Origin of the sequence: Lichenicola sp., assembly GCF_965198575.1 — a bacterium.
Classification (GTDB): domain Bacteria; phylum Pseudomonadota; class Alphaproteobacteria; order Acetobacterales; family Acetobacteraceae; genus Lichenicola.
Genome location: NZ_OZ240671.1, coordinates 546,897 through 563,440 on the forward strand (window position 1 = coordinate 546,897; position 16,544 = coordinate 563,440).

Sequence of the window (16,544 nt, forward strand, 5' to 3'; positions counted from 1 at the left end):
CGGCGGTTCGCACCGTATGCAGTTCCGCCGGATTACCCGGCCGTGAACCGCCCCGGGATCCCCATGCGCCTGACCGCCCACCTCCTCTTCGCCACCGCCCTGGCGGTCCCCTTCGCCGCCACCGCGGCGCCGCTGCATCTGTTCCACACCGTGGTGATCTCGCCGGACGGGCAGCACGTCGCCGCGATCGAGAACGACGACGTGCCGGTCGACGGCGAGCCACCCGCCACCCTGGTGATCCACGACATGGCGGGGGGCGCCGCGACGGTGGCGTTGCCATGCGCGCCGTCGGCGGACTGCAAGGTCGGATCGCCGGTCTGGAACGCCGATGGCAGCCGCCTCGCCTTCGTGATCCAGCACAACCAGGGCCTGGCGGGCGAGATCGACACCGTGCCCGCGACCGGCGGCACGCCGCAGCGCCTGGTGTCGTTCGACGGGCCGCTCGACGGCCTGCGCTACGGCCCCGGCGACCGGCTCGCGGTGCTGGCGACGGCGAGCCCGCACAAGCGCGTCGGCCGGACCCAGGCGGCGGCGGTGATCCAGGGCGATGCCGGCAACGAGATCGACGAGCAGCGCATCGCCGTGGTGGAAGGCGACCGCCTCCGCTTCATCTCGCCGGCGGACCTGTATGTGTACGAGTTCGACTGGCGGCCGGATGGCGGCTTCGTCGGCACCGCGGCACACGGCGACGGCGACGCGAACTGGTGGGTCGCCCGGCTGTACGGCTTCGACAATGACGGCGCGTCCCGCGTGCTGTTCACGCCGAGCCCGCGCGAGCAGATGGCCTCGCCGGTGGTCTCGCCGGACGGTGCCAGCGTCGCCTTCATCGGCGGCTGGATGAGCGATTTCGGCTCCACCGGCGGCGACGCGTATCTGCTGAAGCTGGGCCGTTCCGCGACACCGGTGGATCTCACGCCGCAATCGCACAGCACCGTCACGTCGATCGACTGGCATTGCGGCCCCGGGCTGACCGGGGTGACGCTGTCGGCGGATCAGGTCGCGGTGACCAGGCTGGACCAGGCCGGCCGCGCGCTCTGGTCCGGCTCGCAGTCGCTGAGCGCCGATGGTGAGAGCATGTCGCTGTCCTGCGGTCCGCATGGCGTTGCGGCGGTATCGCAGAGCTTCACCAGCCCGCCGGAAATCGTCGCCGGCCCGATCGGACAATGGCGTCCGATCACCCGCGTCAATGACGGCACGACGGCGCCCCTCACCGCGCGCTCGCTCACCTGGACGAATGACGGCCAGACCGTGCAGGGCTGGCTGCTGCAGCCGAACAATGGCGCGCCCGACACCCGCCGGCCGATGATCGTGCTGGTGCATGGCGGTCCGGAAGCGGCGGCATCCCCGAGGTTCCCGCAGCCCCGCGGCACGGTCGCGGCGATGCTGGCGCAGGGCTGGGACGTGCTGGAGCCGAACTATCGCGGCAGCTACGGCCAGGGCGAGGCGTTCGCCAGCGCCAGCATCCAGGATCTCGGCGGTGGCGACTGGCGCGACGTGCTGACGGGCGTCGATGCAGCCGAGCACGCGGCGCCGATCGACGACGCGCGGCTCGGCATCACCGGCGGTTCGTACGGCGGCTACATGACGATGTGGGCGGTGACGCAGACCCACCGCTTCCGCGCCGGCGTGTCGGATGCGGGCGTATCGGACTGGCTGTCGATCGAGGGCGAGGCCCCGCAGGCCGGCTCCGACCAGGTGAATTTCGGTGGCTCGGTTTACGATAATGCGGCGCCCTATCTGAAGGCGTCGCCGATCATGCACATGCGCGGCGTCAACACGCCGGTGCTGATTGCGGTGGGTGAGCGCGACGTCGAATGTCCGATGCCGCAGAGCCAGGAATACTACACCGCGATGCAGGCGCTGGGCGTGCCGACCGACATGGTGGTGTATCCGGGCGAAGGCCACGGGCTGAACAAGCAGGCGGATCGCGACGACCTCAATCGCCGCACCATCGCCTGGTTCGGCACCTGGTTCGGCAAGCCGCGGTAGGCGTCACCTGCCGGGCAGAGGCAGGTCGCCGCTGCCCGGGTGATAGCGGCGCGCGGTATGGCCGGCGAGATCGTCCGGGTAGAAATACACCGGGCGGAGTGCACCGGTGCTGTAGCGCAGCGCCTGGTCGTCGAAATGCGGCGAGTGCGAATCACCGCTTTCGCCACCGGCGGTGACCGCGACCGCACGCACCCGCGGCCCGAATTCCACCACCGCCACGAAGCTGTTGCCGCTGTTGCCGTAGCGTCGTTTCACCCCGTCCGGCTGCGGTCCGGTGATCGAGGCGAGCGAGCCCCACTGCGCCGAGGTGAAGCCGACCGGCAGGCTCGGCTGGCTGTCGGAGAAACGCGGCAGCAGATCGTCGGAGAGCCGTTGGAACCGGTTGATCTGGCCCCATGGCATCCGCCACGTGCCGAAATCCTGCGTCAGCCGATCGGTCGCCGTGGCCAGCGCCTGCAGACGCTGCGCGGGTGTGGTGGCGGCCAGCACATGATCGTAGTCGGCCACGCTGTTGTCGTGCCCGGGCTCCCCGGCCGCACGCCAGAGCGCCTCGCCCCAGGTGACCGCGAGCGAGGTCGGCACGGAGTCCGCCGACCAGCGCCGGTTCCACGCGCGCAGCATCGCGATCTGCTCGGCCAGCCGCGCCCGCAGCGGGTCCGAGGCGGCCGCATGGTCGTACGCGTCGAGCAAGTGGGGGATCAGGATGTCGAAGCCGGGCTGGCCGGGATCGTACGCCGCAGCCATCAGCGATTGCAGGGTGAAGTCGGTGCGGCCTTGCAGCAGCGCCACCGCATGCAGGCCGCGCACGTTCTCGCCGTAGGTGTCCATGTAGCGCGGGAAATCCCGGGCGTTCGGGCTCGCCGGCCCGGCGGCGGTGTACGGGCCGTCATTGGTGTTCTGGATCCAGCCGGTGGCGGGATCGAGCAGGTGCGGCGCCTCGTCGAGCGCATGCAGGCCGTGCCAGTCGGTACGCGGATCGGCGCCATCGACCGGACGCGTGTAGTCGAACCGGTCATCGCGGCGCGGGATGAATTGCGGATGCAGATAGGCGATGTTGCCGTCTGCATCGGCATAGACCGTGTTGTTGGAGGTATTCGCCTTGAGCTGCATCACCTTCATGTAGGCGCTGAAATTGCGCGCGCGCGTCAGTTCATAGGACTGCTCGAGTGCCGCGACCGGCTCGAACATCATCGCCTCGGCGATCCAGCGCCCATCCGCCGCCTGTCCGACGACCGGTCCGTGCGTCGTGCGATAGACGACGAAGCTTTTCCGGGCCTGGCCACCCGTCGAATTGCGATACGACAGCGTCACGGTCGACGCCGTCACCGGCCGCAATTCATCCCCGTATCGTGTGAACGGGCGGCCGTCCTTGCGCATGACGGTTTCGAGAAACTGGTCGACGGCGTCGGAATGGCTGGAGGTGTGCATCCAGCCGACACGATCGTTGAAGCCCTGGTAGATGAAGAACTGGCCCCAGGTAACGGCGCCATACGCGTTCAGCCCCTCGTCGCTGGTCATCTGCAGCTCGGAGCGGAAATAGAACGAGGTGTGCGGATTGATCAGCAGCAGCGCGTGATGGTCGCGGGTGTTCGACGGCGCCACGGCAATGCCGTTCGACCCGGTGGGATCGCCGGCAGCACCTGACGCAGGCGGTGTCAGCACCGCGAGTTTCGGCACATCGTAGAAGCGGGCCAGCTCCGGCAGGGGGATATCCTCGATGTCGCCGCCAATGCTGCCTTCGGTAAAGGCCAGTGCCATCCAGGGCTCGAAATGCGCGATCACCCTGGGATGGACCGCAGGGTGCGTTGCCAGATACCAGTTCAGCCCGCCGGCCCATCCGGTCATCAGCGCCTGCAGCCAGGCGGGCGACTGCCTGTAACGCGCATTTAGATCAGCCGGATCGACATAAAGCCTCGCCCGCAGATCCTGCGCCAACGCGCCACTGCCCTCCGCCTCGGCCATCCGCCCAAGCGACGTCAGGGAGTTCATCTCGATGCGATTGAAATCATCCTCGGCCTGCGCGTAGGCCATCCCGAACACCGCATCCGCGTCGGTGTGGCCATGAATGTGGGCAATCCCCCAATCGTCGCGAACGATAGTGACGTGCGCTGCCACATTTGCCAGCTTGTCGGCGGCCAGGGCAGGCGTCGCCAGGACCAGGCCCCAGCTGAGGGCAAGAGCCAGGGCCGGCAAAGATCCGATCGTCTGCACAGGCATTGGTCTCCCGGATTCAGATGGCCCGCATCAGCGGCAGCTTCGAGCCCGCCACCTGCCGGGCTGCGAGAACCTCGCGGCGGAAGCGGAATATCTTCGCAGGCCGGCCGGGGCCGCTGGTGGTGATCGCGCCGGTTTCCTCGACCAGGTCCTGCTGCTCGATCAGCCGGCGGAAATTCTGCTTGTGCAGGCGCACGCCGGCAAGCGCCTCCACCGTCAGCTGCAGCTGCAGCAGCGTGAAACTGTCCGGCATCAACTCGAAGAACACCGGCCGGTACTTGATCTTTGCCCGCAGCCTGGCAATTCCGGTCGCCAGGATCCGCCTGTGGTCGCGCGGCATCGGATGTCCGGTGCCGGCCGCCGGAACACCGCCCGCCTCCGCCACCTGGCCTGCCTCGTAGAGCAGCTCGTAGCGCTGCAGCACGAGCTCCTCGTCCCAGCGATCCAGGCCGAAATTGATCCGCAGCCGCTGCTGCCGCTCCTGCGATCGCACTCTCGTGGGCGCCTGCAGGCACCAGGCGGACAGCAGCTCGACCAGATGGGCGGTGGACCGCCGGCCGGCCTCGTCGCGCTGGTCCTCCCACGGGAAATAGCGATACCAGCTCGACCATCCGGTCTCGTCCGGGATCAGCCGGGTCAGCGCCAGATAGCTGATCGAGATCGACCGCATGGTGCCCTCGGCCCGGTCGCGATCGGCAAAGGTGTAGAGCTGCTCGACGTGATTCAAAGGGTGCCGGGCAGTACGCTCGACCCATGACCGCATCCCCGATTGCAGCGAGCGGTGCTCGGGCTCGAGCGGACCGGAGGGCAACGCGTCGGTGTCGTCCAGCGTCAGCACGTTCGGCATGCGGTCCTTGATCGCCACCAGAACGGCGATCAGATCGGCCTGGAAGCCGATCTCGGCGTCGGTGTTGCCCGAACCCGGGCTCACGGCGCCCCGGTCATGGCTCCCGGCTCCGCGCCCGCGGCCGCCGGAACCACCAGCCTGACGCACACCCCCTCGCCCGGCTGGCTGTCGATCGCGGCGATCCCGCCCGACTGCACCGCAAAGCCGTACACCTGTGCCAGGCCGAGCCCGGTGCCGGCACCTGGCTCCTTGGTGCTGAAGAACGGCTCGAAGGCGTGGTCGAGCGTTTCCTGGGTCATCCCCGGCCCATTGTCGCAAACCCGCAGGACGATCCGTTCCGGGCCGTCCGGATGCGTGCCGATGCTGAGCTGCGCGTCGCGCTGGCCGGCCATCGCATCGCGCGCATTCGAGGCCAGGTTGAGCAGCGCCCGCTCGAGCTGTTCGCGATCGACCAGCACGTGGGCCAGACCCTCGGCGAGATCGAAGGCCAGCCGGACCTCACTGCCGACGGTCAGCCGCAGCAGCGGCTCGGTCTCGCGGATCACCCCGTTCACCTGCAGCAGGCGTGGCGCCACCGGCTGCCGGCGGGCGAAGGCGAGCAGCCCCTCGACCATCCGCTCGCCGACCCTCGCCGCCTCGGTCGCGGTGTTCAGCGGTCCCGCGATCCGCGCGTCGATACCGTCGCCGAGGCGACGCTTCAGCGTCTCCAGGCTCCCGAACAGCGCGGTCAGGATGTTGTTGAAATCATGCGCGACGCTGCCGGTCATGCGACCGAGCGCCTGCAGCCGCTCCGCCCGCATGAGCGCGTTCTCGGCCATCTCGCGGGCGGCAATCTGGTCGATCAGGCGCTCGTTGGCCTCGGCATATTGCCGGGTACGCTCCTCCACCAGCGCCTCGAGCCGGGCATTCAGCTCGGCCAGCCGGCGCACGCTGTCGGCATTGCCGATGGCATAGCGGATCGTGCGCTCCAGCGTCGCCAGGTCGAAGGCGCCCTTCACCAGGAAGTCGTTGGCGCCGGCCTCGACCGCCTCCTGGTCCACCATGCCGGATGCGGTCAGCATGATGATCGGCCGGGTGACGCCGGCGGCACGCGCGGCCCGGACCAGCTCCAGCCCGCTTTCCGAGCGTAGCCGGTAATCCACCATGTAGGCGTCGTGCGTGCCGGCGGTCATCGCCAGGAGCCCGGCAGCGGTGTCGTTGGTGTGCGCGAGCACGTACGAGCGTCGCCCGGTGCGGCGCGGCGCGAGCATCGCCCGCAGCGTCGCGAACGCCTCGACGCTGTCGTCGATCATCAGCAACCGCAGCGGCGGCTGCTCGTCGGCCCGCTCACTCATCGGCAGCCTCCGGCCTGGCATCGGCAGCCTCCGGCCGGGCATCGGCAGCCTCCGGCCGGGCATCGGCAGCCCCCGGCAGGGCAGCGGCAGCCCCCGGCAGGGCAGCGGCAGCCTCCGGCAGCGGAGCGGCAGCCTCCGACTTGGCGGCACCACCCAGGGCGTGCCGGCCCGGCGGACGCGGCAACCGGGCGGCGTGCAGCCAGAATGCCACCATGCCCTGCAGATGCGTCACCAGCTGCTCGAAATCGCCGACCTTCACCAGGTAGGCGTTGGCGCCGGACGCGTAGGCCCGGTCGATATGATGCGGCTGATCCGACGAGGAGAAGATGATCGCCGGAACCGAGCGCAGCGTCTTGCGGCTGCGGATCTCCTGCAGTGTGCTGATGCCGTCGCGACGCGGCATGTGCAGGTCGATCAGCACGATGTCGGGCCAGGGCGACGCCTCCGGGTCGGCATAGGCGCCGCTGCGTTCCAGGTAGTCGAGCATCTCCTCGCCGTCATTGACGAAGCGCAACCGCACGTCGAGCCCGACGGTGCGGAACACGCGCTTCAGCACGAACCGGTGGTCGCTCTCGTTCTCGGCGATCAGGATGGTCGGGCCGGGCTGCGTCGCCCCGGCGTCGCCGCTGGTCTCATGCATCGGCATGCTCCTCCGGGTGTGCCAGTGACGGACTATCCCGATCATGCAGGACGAAGCTGAATCGTGCACCCGGAACCAGCGGCGTCGCGTCGATCGTGCCGCCATGCGCCTCGACGATGCGCTGGCAGATCGCCAGTCCGAGCCCCAGGCCCTCCTCCGTATTGAGCGCGGACCGGCCGAGCCGGCGGAACGGCTCGAAGATGGCCTCGCAGTCGGCGGGCTCGAAACCGATCCCGTTATCGTCGAAATCGACCTGCACCATCCGCCCGCTGCGGCGTGCCGTCACCTCGACACGCAACGGCCGCGCGGCATCGCGATACTTGATAGAGTTCGAGATCAGGTTCTGGAACACCCGGCGGAACTGGGTCGGGTCGCACGCCACGCACTCCTCGCCGAGCCCGTCAAGCGACAGCACGGCGTCCGGCACCTCGCGCAGCGCGGCACCCACATCCTCCAGCGCCTCCTCGACCAGCCGCCGCAGCGGCACCGTGGCGAGCCGGTCGAGGTCCCGGCCGGCGACGGCGAAGCGGGCGAGGTCGTCGATCATCGTGCGCATCCGCCCGGCCGACGTCACCACCAGGCCGGCCATCGTCTCGAGCTCGAGATCCGCGGCCTCCCTGGCAATCCCCTGCCGGATCGGATCGGCTGGTGCGGTCGGGTCCACGGCGCTGCCGAACAGCTCCTGCAGCCCGTCGCGGATCAGCCCGCTCAGCACCTGCACCTGCCAGAGCGGCTCGCGCAGGTCGTGCGTCGCCGCATCGGCGAAGAAGCTGATGGCCTCGTTGCGACGGCGAAGCAGCGCCGCCTCCTGCGCCACCAGGGCGCCCCGCCGCAGCAGGCTGGCGACCACCGCATCGCGGAATTGCCGGGCCGCCGCCACGCAATCCTCGCTCCAGACCGCCGACCGTCCGGCCACCTCCTCGCGCCAGGCGGCGAACGACGCCCGCGGATGCAGCCGGCCCGACGCGTCCGGGGTCAGCGACTTGTAGCCGGCCCAGCTTACCTGGCGGCGCAGCTCCGGCCTGAACCACAGCACCCAGCCGCCGCTCGGAGCCTGGCCTGCGGCATGACCGGGAACCACGTCACGGCCGGACGCTTCGGCGAGGGGATTTGCCATCAGGCCGCAGGGATGGTCGGGGCCCAGCGCCTGCACGAGGTCGGCCGGTAGCAGGCTCTCCAGCCGGTCGGTGACCAGGGACTGGGTTCCGCGGGCATCGTCGAGCCACACGACCAGACGCCGCAGCGCCTCCGCGGGCGGCACCGCGCCGACGCGGAGGCAATCATGCAGCAGGTCGCCGTCGCGCGAGCCCAATACGGCCAGCCCGCTTGCCCCGCAGGCATCGAGCAGTGCCGTGGCAGCCGCGCCGTGCATGGTGCCGTGATCGATCTCGGCCGTGCTGCCTGCCGTCCCGCCGGACGCGGGGACCCGGTCGGTCGTCGCGTCCGGCAGCCCCAGCACGGCAAGGATCTCCGGCTGCGCCAGTTGAACGGCCGCCACGCGTCGGCCGGCCTCCGCCTCGGCAAGCTCGCCCAGCCGCCAGGACAACGCCTGCGCGATGGTCTCGGCCGCCTGTCGCTGCATGTGGTCGACGGCCAACGGACCATGCTGGTGATGGCATGCCAGCAGGCCCCAGAGTCGGCCGGCCATGGCGGACGGCTCCGCACGGCCGATCCCGGCGGGCGTGGAGGTCGGCTCGGCCCCGATCGAGATCGCCACCGACATCGAGGCGTGGACATTCATGTTGCCGAGATATTCCAGATGCACCGGCGCCACGCCGCGCAGCACCGCCCGGGCGAGATCGATCGTTCCGGCGGCCGGACCGTCGCCGATCGCCTGCAGCGGCACCTGCCGGGCGCGGGCGTCCGGGATCAGCCGCAGCCGGTTGCTGGCATAGAGCGCCCTCGCCGCCGCCGGAATGTCGGAGGCCGGGAACACCAGTCCGAGATAGGAGCCGACCCCCGGCCCCGCTGCCTCCGCCAGCACCTCGCCGCTCCAGTCGGGCATGAAGCGATAGGCCATGACGCGGTCGAAGCCGGTGATCTCGCGCAGGTGCCGCGCGGCGATCCCGCAGACCGACGCGGCATCCGGCGCATGCCGGAGGGCCTCGATCGCCTGGTTCAGGCTGAGCAGGATGCGGCGGGTGGCGGACGGATCCGGCACCTGCTCGGGCTCGAGTTCCAGCAGGACCTGAGACGCGCCCTTGTGGATCAGCCCGGTCCAATGGCGCCCGTCGCGCGTCGCGAGCTGCTCCAGGACCACGCCATCCTCGGCATGGAGCTCATCCAGCACGCGTTCGAGCCGGACCAGCGCGTCGGCAGCCAGCAGATCGTCGAGCCGGGACACCGGGACAGGCCGGGCGTCGGCGGGGTCGGCGGGACCGTCGAACGCGTTGCTGCTCGCGGCCACCAGGCGGTCGACCGCATCGGCGCCCGGCTGCAACACGAACAGCATGCCGTGCGGCTGGACGGTGCCGGGCAGATGCACCGGCTCGCGGTCGCACGGCGTCTCGTCGGCGACGCGCCCGTCATCGACGTCCCGGGTCTCGACGGGCCGGGTCTCGACGTCCGGGCTCGCGACGTCCGGGCCCACGACGTCCTGGCTCGCGACGTCCTGGCTCACGAAGCCTCCGCTCTCGACGTGCCGGGTCGCGACGTCTCGGCTCACGACGTCCGGGGTCTCGAAGTCACCGTTTCCGAAGTCACCGGCGCGATCAGCACCTGCCTCCGCCGCGTCCGTGGTGTCCCGGGAATTCGGCTTCAAGCGCGGGCTTCCCGGGCGACAGGATCTTTGAGCATGATGCGGCGCGATATCCGGCTTGGGGAAGGACGGGCTGGTCACGACAGCTTACGCGCCGGGCCGGCACCGGAACAGTCCGCCGCCCGCAAGAAACGCGCCGATACAACGTGCCGAGGACGCACGCCGAGGAAGCATCCATGTCCAATGTCTCGCCGCATGACACCCGTTCCATCATCGACCTGCTGCGCGGCGTGCAGGACTTCAACATCCGGGTGTTCCCGGAAAAGCAGGACCTGTTCTCCGACCTGGCGAGCGGACAATCGCCGCACACCCTGTTCATCACCTGTGCCGATAGCCGGGTCAGTCCCGAGATGATCACCCAGCAGCAGCCGGGCGCGATGTTCGTGTTGCGCAACATCGGCAACATCGTGCCGGCTTACGGCGAGATGCTGGGCGGCGTGTCGGCGGCGATCGAGTATGCGGTGCTGGCGCTGGACGTTAGGCACATCATCGTCTGCGGCCACTCGGATTGCGGTGCGATGAAGGCGCTGCTGGATCCCGAGGCGCATGGGCTGGACGGCATGCCGACGGTCGCCAGCTGGCTGCGCAATGCCGAGACCGCGCGAGCGGTGACGGCCGCGATCCATCCGGAGGCGCGGGGCGCGCAGGCGGTCGCAGCGTTGTCGGAGCAGAACGTGCTGCTGCAGCTCGACCACCTGCGCACCCATCCGTCGGTCGCCGCACGCATCGCCGAGGGCCGCCTGCTGCTGCAGGGCTGGCTGTACGACATCGCCACCGGCCGCATCGGCGTGTTCGACAGCCAGACCCGGTCGGTGCAGACGGTGGATGCGGTGCTGGATACGCTGCGGGATCGCGACATCCCGTGACGCGAGCCCGGGCGGCGATCGCGCGACTGCTGGTCGGTCTCGGCCTTGCCTGGCCGATGGCGGTCCAGGCGGCAGGCCCGGACGACGTCAAGATCGCCACCTGGAACATGGAGTGGCTCACCAGCCGGCCGGCCGGCGATCCGTCGCTGCCGGAGGATGCGCTGCCGAAACGTGATGTCGATGTCGCCACGCTCGCAGGCTACGCGCTCCAGCTGGATGCGTCGGTGGTGGCGCTCGAGGAGGTCGATGACCCGGCGCTGGTCGCCCGCATCTTCCCGCCGGACCGCTACCGGGTGCTGTTCACCGGCGACCATGTGGTGCAGCGGGTGGCGCTGGCAGTCAGGCAAGGCGTGGGCGTGACGCAGAACCCCGACCTGCAGGCCCTCGACGTGGCCCTGCCCGGCCAGTTCCACCTGCGCAGCGGGCTCGATGCCACCCTGACATTCGGCGCGACGACGCTCCGGGTACTGGCGGTGCACCTGAAGAGCGGCTGCTGGGAAGGCGTGCTGCCGGATCCGAAACGCCACGCCTGTGCCGCGCTGGCCGAGCAGCTTCCGGTGCTGCAGGACTGGATCGCGGCGCGCCGGTCGGAGGGGGTGGCGTTCCTGGTGCTGGGGGATTTCAACCGGCGCCTGAAAGCGGACGACGTGTTCCTGGCCGGGTTGCGCCGGGACGAGCCTCTCGCCTCGGCAACCGCAGGCCATGCCAGCCCGTGCTGGGGCGGCGAGGATTTCATCGATCAGGTGCTCGCGGGCGGGCCGGCGCAGTCATGGATGGAGCCTGACAGCCTGCGCGTGCTGGTCTATCGCGAGACCGATCCGGCCATGAAGGAGCGGATCTCGGACCACTGTCCGGTGTCGGTGCGGTTCAGGATCCCCGCCGGCTGAAAATCCAGCCGGCGGGTGTTGCGTCAGAAGCCGTCGTCGCCGCCCCAGCTGCCGCCATCGCCGCCGCCGCCACCGCCGAAATCGGCATCGCCTCCGCCGGCATCGAAGTTCGGATCGACATCGCCGCCGGCGTTGCCGAACGCATCACCGCCGGGCGCGCCTCCGGCAGCGTCGCCGTAATTGTTCACGATGGTCTCGCCGCCCATGCCGCCGCCCAGGCCACCACCACCCAGGCCACCGCCGAGACCGTGGCCGGTGAACATGTCCATCAGCACGTTGCCGGCAACCATGCCGCCGGCGACACCGGCCGCGGTGGTCAGCGCCGAGCCGAGGAAGCCCGAACCCTGACGCTGGAACATGCCCGGCTGGTAGCCCGGCGGATAGCTCGGCTGCGGCGGACCGCCCGGATAGCCCTGCCCCGGCTGCTGGCCCTGGTAGCCCGGCTGGCCCTGGTAGCCCTGCTGGCCCGCATAGCCCTGCTGACCCTGCTGGCCGCCCCAGCGCGGCGGCGGCGCCTGGTTCTGGTTCTGCTGGCCACCGCCGAACAGGCCTCCGAAGAAGCCGCCGCTGCGCTGCTGCGGCTGCTGGGCGGTCTGCAGCTGTGCCTGCGCCTGCTGCAGCTCCCACTCGAGCTGCTTGATGCGGTTCTGGGTCTCGGCCAGCGCCGCTTCCTGCACAACTGCCATCTGGGTGATGCGGTAGGGCGCCTCGGGGAAACGCTGGAAATTGTCGTGGATGGTGCGGTCGGCCTCGGGGTCGAGCGGCGGCAGGTTCGACGATTGCTGCGTCGTCGCCGGCACGCTGCCGAAGGCTGAGGCCTGGGGACTGCCGCCGACGCGGGCGATGAAGCGCTCGATGAGTTCGCGTTCTTCGTTGGTCATGGCTGGTTCATCCGGTTGATGGTTGGCTGGAAAGTCGGCGTGCCCGGGCTCTTGGTCAAGGAGGGGCGCCTCTCATCGGCGCAGCCCGAGCCGCGGCCATTCGATCGCCGGGCAGCGATCCATGACCACATCCAGCCCCGCCGCCCGTGCGCGCTCCGCCGAGACCGGCTCGGCGATGCCCAGCTGCATCCAGACGCAACGCGCGCCGAGCCGGATCGCCTCGTCCACCACCGGCGGCACCTGCTCGGTCACACGGAAGATGTCGACCATCTCCAGGGGTGCTGCCTCCTCCAGCGTCGCCACCACGGTGCGGCCATGGATCTGCTGCCCGGCCAGCACCGGATTGACCGGCACCACGTCGTAGCCGTGATCGAGCAGGAAGCGCATCACCCCGTTGGACGGCCGGCGCGGCTTGTCCGAGGCTCCCACCAGCGCCACCCGCCGGGTCGCGCCGAGGATTTCCGCCACCTTCGCATCGTCGAGACCGTCGATCATCCTGCATCCTTGCGGCGTCCGGGCCGGCCGCTTCCTTGTCGCATGGAGAGGCCAACCGTATGGTGCCGCCCCTCCGCTCACCGGTCGATGGCCGGAGGCTTTCTTTCCGTCCAGCTTCTGGAGACGACCGGCATGTCCACGGCGCTGGCGCCCACTTCCGCCGATCCGGTGCGTCGCAACGCCGCAGCACCCTCGTTCCAGGAACTGATCCTGCGGCTGCACCGGTTCTGGTCCGACCAGGGCTGCGCGATCCTGCAGCCCTACGATACCGAAATCGGCGCCGGCACGCTGCATCCGGCCACCAGCCTGCGCGCCCTCGGTCCCCGGCCGTGGCGCGCCGCCTATGTGCAGCCCTGCCGCCGGCCGTCCGACGGACGGTACGGTGAGAACCCCAACCGGCTGCAGCACTACTACCAGTACCAGGTGCTGCTGAAGCCGACCCCTGCCGACAGCCAGGCCCTGCTGCTCGACAGCTACCGCGCCATCGGCATCGACCCGCTCGAGCACGACATCCGCTTCGTCGAGGACGATTGGGAGAACCCGACCATCGGCGCCTGGGGGCTCGGCTGGGAGGTCTGGTGCGACGGCATGGAGGTGACCCAGTTCACCTATTTCCAGCAGGTCGGAGGCATCCCGACGGTGCTGCCCTCGACCGAGCTGACCTACGGGCTGGAGCGGCTGGCGATGTACGTGCAGGGCGTCGACAGCGTGTACGACCTCGATTTCAACGGGTGCGGGCTCTCCTACGGAGACGTGTTCCTGCGCGCCGAGCGCGACTACTCGCGGCATAATTTCGAGCTCGCCGATACCGACATGCTGCTGCGCCACTTCGCCGACGCCGAACGGGAGAGCGCCTCCCTGGTCCGGCATGGGGTTGCCCAGCCGGCCTACGACCAGTGCCTGAAGGCGAGCCACCTGTTCAACCTGCTGGATGCGCGCGGCGTGATCTCGGTGGCGGAGCGCGCATCCTATATCGGCAGGGTGCGCAACCTGGCCCGCGCCTGCGCCGAGGAATGGCTGCGGGGCGAGGTCTAGGATCATGGCGAACCCCACCGAAACCCCGACCTGCGAACTGTTCCTCGAGCTGCTCTCCGAGGAAATCCCGGCACGGATGCAGGCCCGCGCGGCCGAGGACCTGTCCCGCCTGGTGACCGAGGCGCTGGCACCGCTCTCGCCCGCCGAACCGCGCCTGTTCTCCGGTCCGCGCCGGATCGCGCTGGCGCTTGAGGTCGCCGGATCGGTTGCCGCCAGCACCACCACCGAGCGGGGCCCGCGGGAGAGCGCGCCCGCGCAGGCGCTCGACGGGTTCCTGCGCAAGCACCAGGCCGATCGCGCCTCACTCACCCTGGAGAACGGCTTCTGGGTGCTGGCGAAGCAGGCGCCGGCACTTGCCGCCGCAGGCCTGGTCGCCACCGCGCTGCCCGGTCTGCTGCGCCGGTTCCCGTGGCCGAAATCGATGCGCTGGGGCGCCGGCAGCAGCTTCACCTGGGTGCGCCCGCTGACCCGCATCGTCTGCCTGCTCGACGGCGTCGTGGTGCCCTTCGATCTGGCCGAGGGCGAGGATGACGGCCACGGCCTGGCGAGCTCGAACCTGACCGAGGGGCACCGCTTCCTGTCACCCGGGCCGGTTGCGGTCGAGGGCGTGGCGGACTGGCAGGGCGCTCTCGCCGCGCGCCATGTGGTGGCGGACGCGCAGGAGCGTCGCCGCCTGGTGGAGTCCGGACTGGCGGCGCTTGCAGCGCAGGAGGGCCTGACCGTGGTGGCCGATGCCGGGCTGCTCGACGAGGTGGCCGGGCTGGTCGAGTGGCCGGTGCCGCTGATCGGCAGCATCGGCGAGCGCTTCATGGACCTGCCGCCGGAGGTGATGCAGGTCTCGATGCGGGTGAACCAGCGCTACTTCGCACTCCGCACCAGCGACGGCCATGCGGCCGCACGCTTCGGCTTCATCGCCAACACGATCCCCCGGGATGGCGGCGCCATCATCGTCGCCGGCAACGAGCGCGTGCTTGCGGCCCGCTTCGCCGATGCCCGGCATTTCTGGGACCTTGACCGGGCCACGAAGCTGGCCGATCGCGTGGCCGCCCTCGACGGCGTGACGTTCCACGCGAAGCTCGGCACCCAGGGCGCCCGGGCCTTGCGGTTGCAGGTGCTGGCCGCCCACGTCGCGACCGCGATCGGCGCCGATCCGGTGGCGGCTGCGCGCGCCGGGCTGCTCGCCAAGGCCGACCTCACCACCGGCATGGTCGGCGAGTTTCCGGAGCTGCAGGGGGTCATGGGTGCCTACTACGCCCGCCACGACGGCGAGCCCGAGGCCGCTGCCACGGCGATCGGCACGCACTACCAGCCGCGCGGTCCGGGCGACGCGCCGCCGGCCGGGCCCGTCTCCGTGGCGGTGGCGCTGGCCGACAAGATCGACACGCTGGCCGGCTTCTTCGCGATCGGCGAGAAGCCCGGCGGCTCCGGCGACCCGTACGCGCTGCGCCGCGCGGCCCTGGGCGTGATCCGCATCATCCGCGAGCACCGGCTGCGGCTCGATCTCGACGCGCTGTTCCACGCGGCCGCCGGCCTCTACCCGCAGGAGCTGGCGACGTCGGGGGAGCTGGCGCTGTTGCCGGGCTTCATCGCCGAACGGCTGCGCGTGCAGCTGCGTGCCGAGGGTGCCCGCCACGACGTGCTGGCTGCGGTGTCGGCGACCGGCCACGATCCCGACCTGACCCGGCTGCTCGCGCGCACCGACGCGGTGACGGCCCTGCTCGACACCGACGATGGCCACAACCTGCTGGCCGCTGCCAAGCGCGCCGCCAACATCCTGCGTATCGAGGACCGCAAGGATGGCCCTCATGGCGGCGAGCCCGATCCCGGCCTGATGACACTGGCCGAGGAGCGGGACCTGGATGCGGCGCTGAACCGGGCGTTGCCGGCGATCGAGACGGCGCTCGCCGCGGAAGACTACGTCGACGCCATGACGGCGATGGCCAGCCTGCGCGTGCCGCTCGACCTGTTCTTCGACAAGGTCACGGTGAATGCCGACGAGCCGGCGGTGCGCCGGAACCGCCTCCGGCTGCTCGCCCGGACCCGCGACACGCTGACCCGCATCGCCGACTTCACGGCCCTCTAGAGCTTTTTCCGATCCAGAGGGATCGGAAGAAAACCCTGGTTCGTTGTTTTGCCGAGCAGCCTTGGCCGATCGATAAGCAAGATCGCTCGGGTGATGCTCTGGACGAACGCCGCCGCGGTCATGAAGCCCCCTGCAAAGCTGCCAGTTCGGCGAGAAGGGCGGCGCGCCGGAACGGCTTGGCGAGCAGACGGATGTCCGGCGGCAGCGACTGCAGGCGGGGCTCCTCGGCGAGACCGGTGATGATGATCGCCGGCATCCCGGGCTGGTGCTGGCGGACCCGGTCGACCAGCTCCAGCCCATCGATGCCACTCATCGCGAAATCGGTGATGATCGCATCCGCGACCAGGCCGCCGGCGAGTGCCGCAAGTGCATCCGGGGCGCTCGCCGCCTCGGTGACCACGCAGCCGGCGGCGCGCAGCGTCGCACACAGCAACATCCGCACGTCGGGATCGTCATCGACCAGCAACAGCCGCATCCCCTGCATCCTCGGAGGCTCCACTCCACCCCGTACATCG

The 16,544-nt window shown here is 70.2% G+C and carries 13 protein-coding genes; 5 read left to right on the forward strand and 8 right to left on the reverse strand.

The features are described from left to right. The first annotated feature begins 63 nt into the window (after positions 1-63). Complete coding sequence (locus tag ACOEQ2_RS02720) at positions 64-1,989, forward strand: prolyl oligopeptidase family serine peptidase (protein WP_419729853.1); 1,926 nt, start codon at positions 64-66, stop codon at positions 1,987-1,989. 3 nt (positions 1,990-1,992) lie between these two features. On the opposite strand, the gene ACOEQ2_RS02725 is transcribed toward ACOEQ2_RS02720, so the two are convergent. The 5 genes from ACOEQ2_RS02725 to ACOEQ2_RS02745 all read right to left on the reverse strand — a co-directional run bounded on the left by ACOEQ2_RS02725 (position 1,993) and on the right by ACOEQ2_RS02745 (position 9,644). Further along, positions 1,993-4,206 carry a penicillin acylase family protein gene (locus tag ACOEQ2_RS02725; protein ID WP_419729854.1) on the reverse strand — a complete coding sequence of 738 codons (2,214 nt, stop codon included), beginning with the start codon at positions 4,204-4,206 and terminating at the stop codon, positions 1,993-1,995. A gap of 13 nt (positions 4,207-4,219) precedes the next feature. Beyond that, positions 4,220-5,050: an NUDIX hydrolase gene (locus tag ACOEQ2_RS02730; RefSeq protein WP_419731120.1), complete on the reverse strand. Its 831-nt coding sequence runs from the start codon at positions 5,048-5,050 to the stop codon at positions 4,220-4,222. An 80-nt stretch (positions 5,051-5,130) separates the two neighbouring features. Next, on the reverse strand, positions 5,131-6,384 hold the full coding sequence (locus ACOEQ2_RS02735) for a sensor histidine kinase (protein ID WP_419729855.1): 1,254 nt from the start codon (positions 6,382-6,384) through the stop codon (positions 5,131-5,133). Then, positions 6,377-7,024 carry a response regulator gene (locus ACOEQ2_RS02740; protein ID WP_419729856.1) on the reverse strand — a complete coding sequence of 216 codons (648 nt, stop codon included), beginning with the start codon at positions 7,022-7,024 and terminating at the stop codon, positions 6,377-6,379. Before ACOEQ2_RS02740 ends, ACOEQ2_RS02735 begins: the two co-directional genes overlap by 8 nt. Beyond that, complete coding sequence (locus ACOEQ2_RS02745; protein WP_419729857.1) at positions 7,017-9,644, reverse strand: ATP-binding protein; 2,628 nt, start codon at positions 9,642-9,644, stop codon at positions 7,017-7,019. The genes ACOEQ2_RS02740 and ACOEQ2_RS02745 overlap by 8 nt, the downstream gene beginning before the upstream one ends. A gap of 314 nt (positions 9,645-9,958) precedes the next feature. Between ACOEQ2_RS02745 and ACOEQ2_RS02750 the strand changes: the two genes are divergently transcribed. After that, positions 9,959-10,648, forward strand: coding sequence for a carbonic anhydrase (locus ACOEQ2_RS02750; RefSeq protein WP_419729858.1), 690 nt, complete (start codon positions 9,959-9,961; stop codon positions 10,646-10,648). Continuing rightward, positions 10,645-11,535 (forward strand): endonuclease/exonuclease/phosphatase family protein, encoded by an 891-nt coding sequence (locus ACOEQ2_RS02755; protein WP_419729859.1) that lies wholly within the window; start codon positions 10,645-10,647, stop codon positions 11,533-11,535. The genes ACOEQ2_RS02750 and ACOEQ2_RS02755 overlap by 4 nt, the downstream gene beginning before the upstream one ends. Positions 11,536-11,558: 23 nt before the next feature. Here the strand turns inward: ACOEQ2_RS02755 and ACOEQ2_RS02760 are convergent, their stop codons facing one another. Continuing rightward, on the reverse strand, positions 11,559-12,416 hold the full coding sequence (locus tag ACOEQ2_RS02760; protein WP_419729860.1) for a DUF2076 domain-containing protein: 858 nt from the start codon (positions 12,414-12,416) through the stop codon (positions 11,559-11,561). A gap of 72 nt (positions 12,417-12,488) precedes the next feature. Then, positions 12,489-12,911 (reverse strand): CoA-binding protein, encoded by a 423-nt coding sequence (locus ACOEQ2_RS02765; protein ID WP_419729861.1) that lies wholly within the window; start codon positions 12,909-12,911, stop codon positions 12,489-12,491. A gap of 132 nt (positions 12,912-13,043) precedes the next feature. Here ACOEQ2_RS02765 and ACOEQ2_RS02770 point away from each other — a divergent pair, with 132 nt between their 5' ends. Together ACOEQ2_RS02770 and glyS are read left to right on the forward strand one after the other, a co-directional pair. Beyond that, positions 13,044-13,946, forward strand: coding sequence for a glycine--tRNA ligase subunit alpha (locus ACOEQ2_RS02770; RefSeq protein ID WP_419729862.1), 903 nt, complete (start codon positions 13,044-13,046; stop codon positions 13,944-13,946). Positions 13,947-13,950: 4 nt separating this feature from the next. Further along, the gene (glyS, locus tag ACOEQ2_RS02775) at positions 13,951-16,029 is read left to right on the forward strand and encodes a glycine--tRNA ligase subunit beta (protein ID WP_419729863.1); all 2,079 of its coding nucleotides are present in this window, start codon (positions 13,951-13,953) and stop codon (positions 16,027-16,029) included. Between the two features lie 118 nt (positions 16,030-16,147). Here the strand turns inward: glyS and ACOEQ2_RS02780 are convergent, their stop codons facing one another. Next, positions 16,148-16,504 (reverse strand): response regulator, encoded by a 357-nt coding sequence (locus tag ACOEQ2_RS02780; RefSeq protein ID WP_419729864.1) that lies wholly within the window; start codon positions 16,502-16,504, stop codon positions 16,148-16,150. Positions 16,505-16,544 lie beyond the last annotated feature (40 nt).

Excerpts from the sequence above, each read along its gene's own strand:
- ACOEQ2_RS02720 (WP_419729853.1), top strand. The coding sequence starts at position 64 with ATGCGCCTGACCGCCCACCTCCTCTTCGCCACCGCCCTGGCGGTCCCC.
- ACOEQ2_RS02725 (WP_419729854.1), bottom strand. The coding sequence starts at position 4,206 with ATGCCTGTGCAGACGATCGGATCTTTGCCGGCCCTGGCTCTTGCCCTC.
- ACOEQ2_RS02730 (WP_419731120.1), bottom strand. The coding sequence starts at position 5,050 with ATGCCGAACGTGCTGACGCTGGACGACACCGACGCGTTGCCCTCCGGT.
- ACOEQ2_RS02735 (WP_419729855.1), bottom strand. The coding sequence starts at position 6,384 with ATGAGTGAGCGGGCCGACGAGCAGCCGCCGCTGCGGTTGCTGATGATC.
- ACOEQ2_RS02740 (WP_419729856.1), bottom strand. The coding sequence starts at position 7,024 with ATGCATGAGACCAGCGGCGACGCCGGGGCGACGCAGCCCGGCCCGACC.
- ACOEQ2_RS02750 (WP_419729858.1), top strand. The coding sequence starts at position 9,959 with ATGTCCAATGTCTCGCCGCATGACACCCGTTCCATCATCGACCTGCTG.
- ACOEQ2_RS02760 (WP_419729860.1), bottom strand. The coding sequence starts at position 12,416 with ATGACCAACGAAGAACGCGAACTCATCGAGCGCTTCATCGCCCGCGTC.
- ACOEQ2_RS02765 (WP_419729861.1), bottom strand. The coding sequence starts at position 12,911 with ATGATCGACGGTCTCGACGATGCGAAGGTGGCGGAAATCCTCGGCGCG.
- ACOEQ2_RS02770 (WP_419729862.1), top strand. The coding sequence starts at position 13,044 with ATGTCCACGGCGCTGGCGCCCACTTCCGCCGATCCGGTGCGTCGCAAC.
- glyS (WP_419729863.1), top strand. The coding sequence starts at position 13,951 with ATGGCGAACCCCACCGAAACCCCGACCTGCGAACTGTTCCTCGAGCTG.
- ACOEQ2_RS02780 (WP_419729864.1), bottom strand. The coding sequence starts at position 16,504 with ATGCGGCTGTTGCTGGTCGATGACGATCCCGACGTGCGGATGTTGCTG.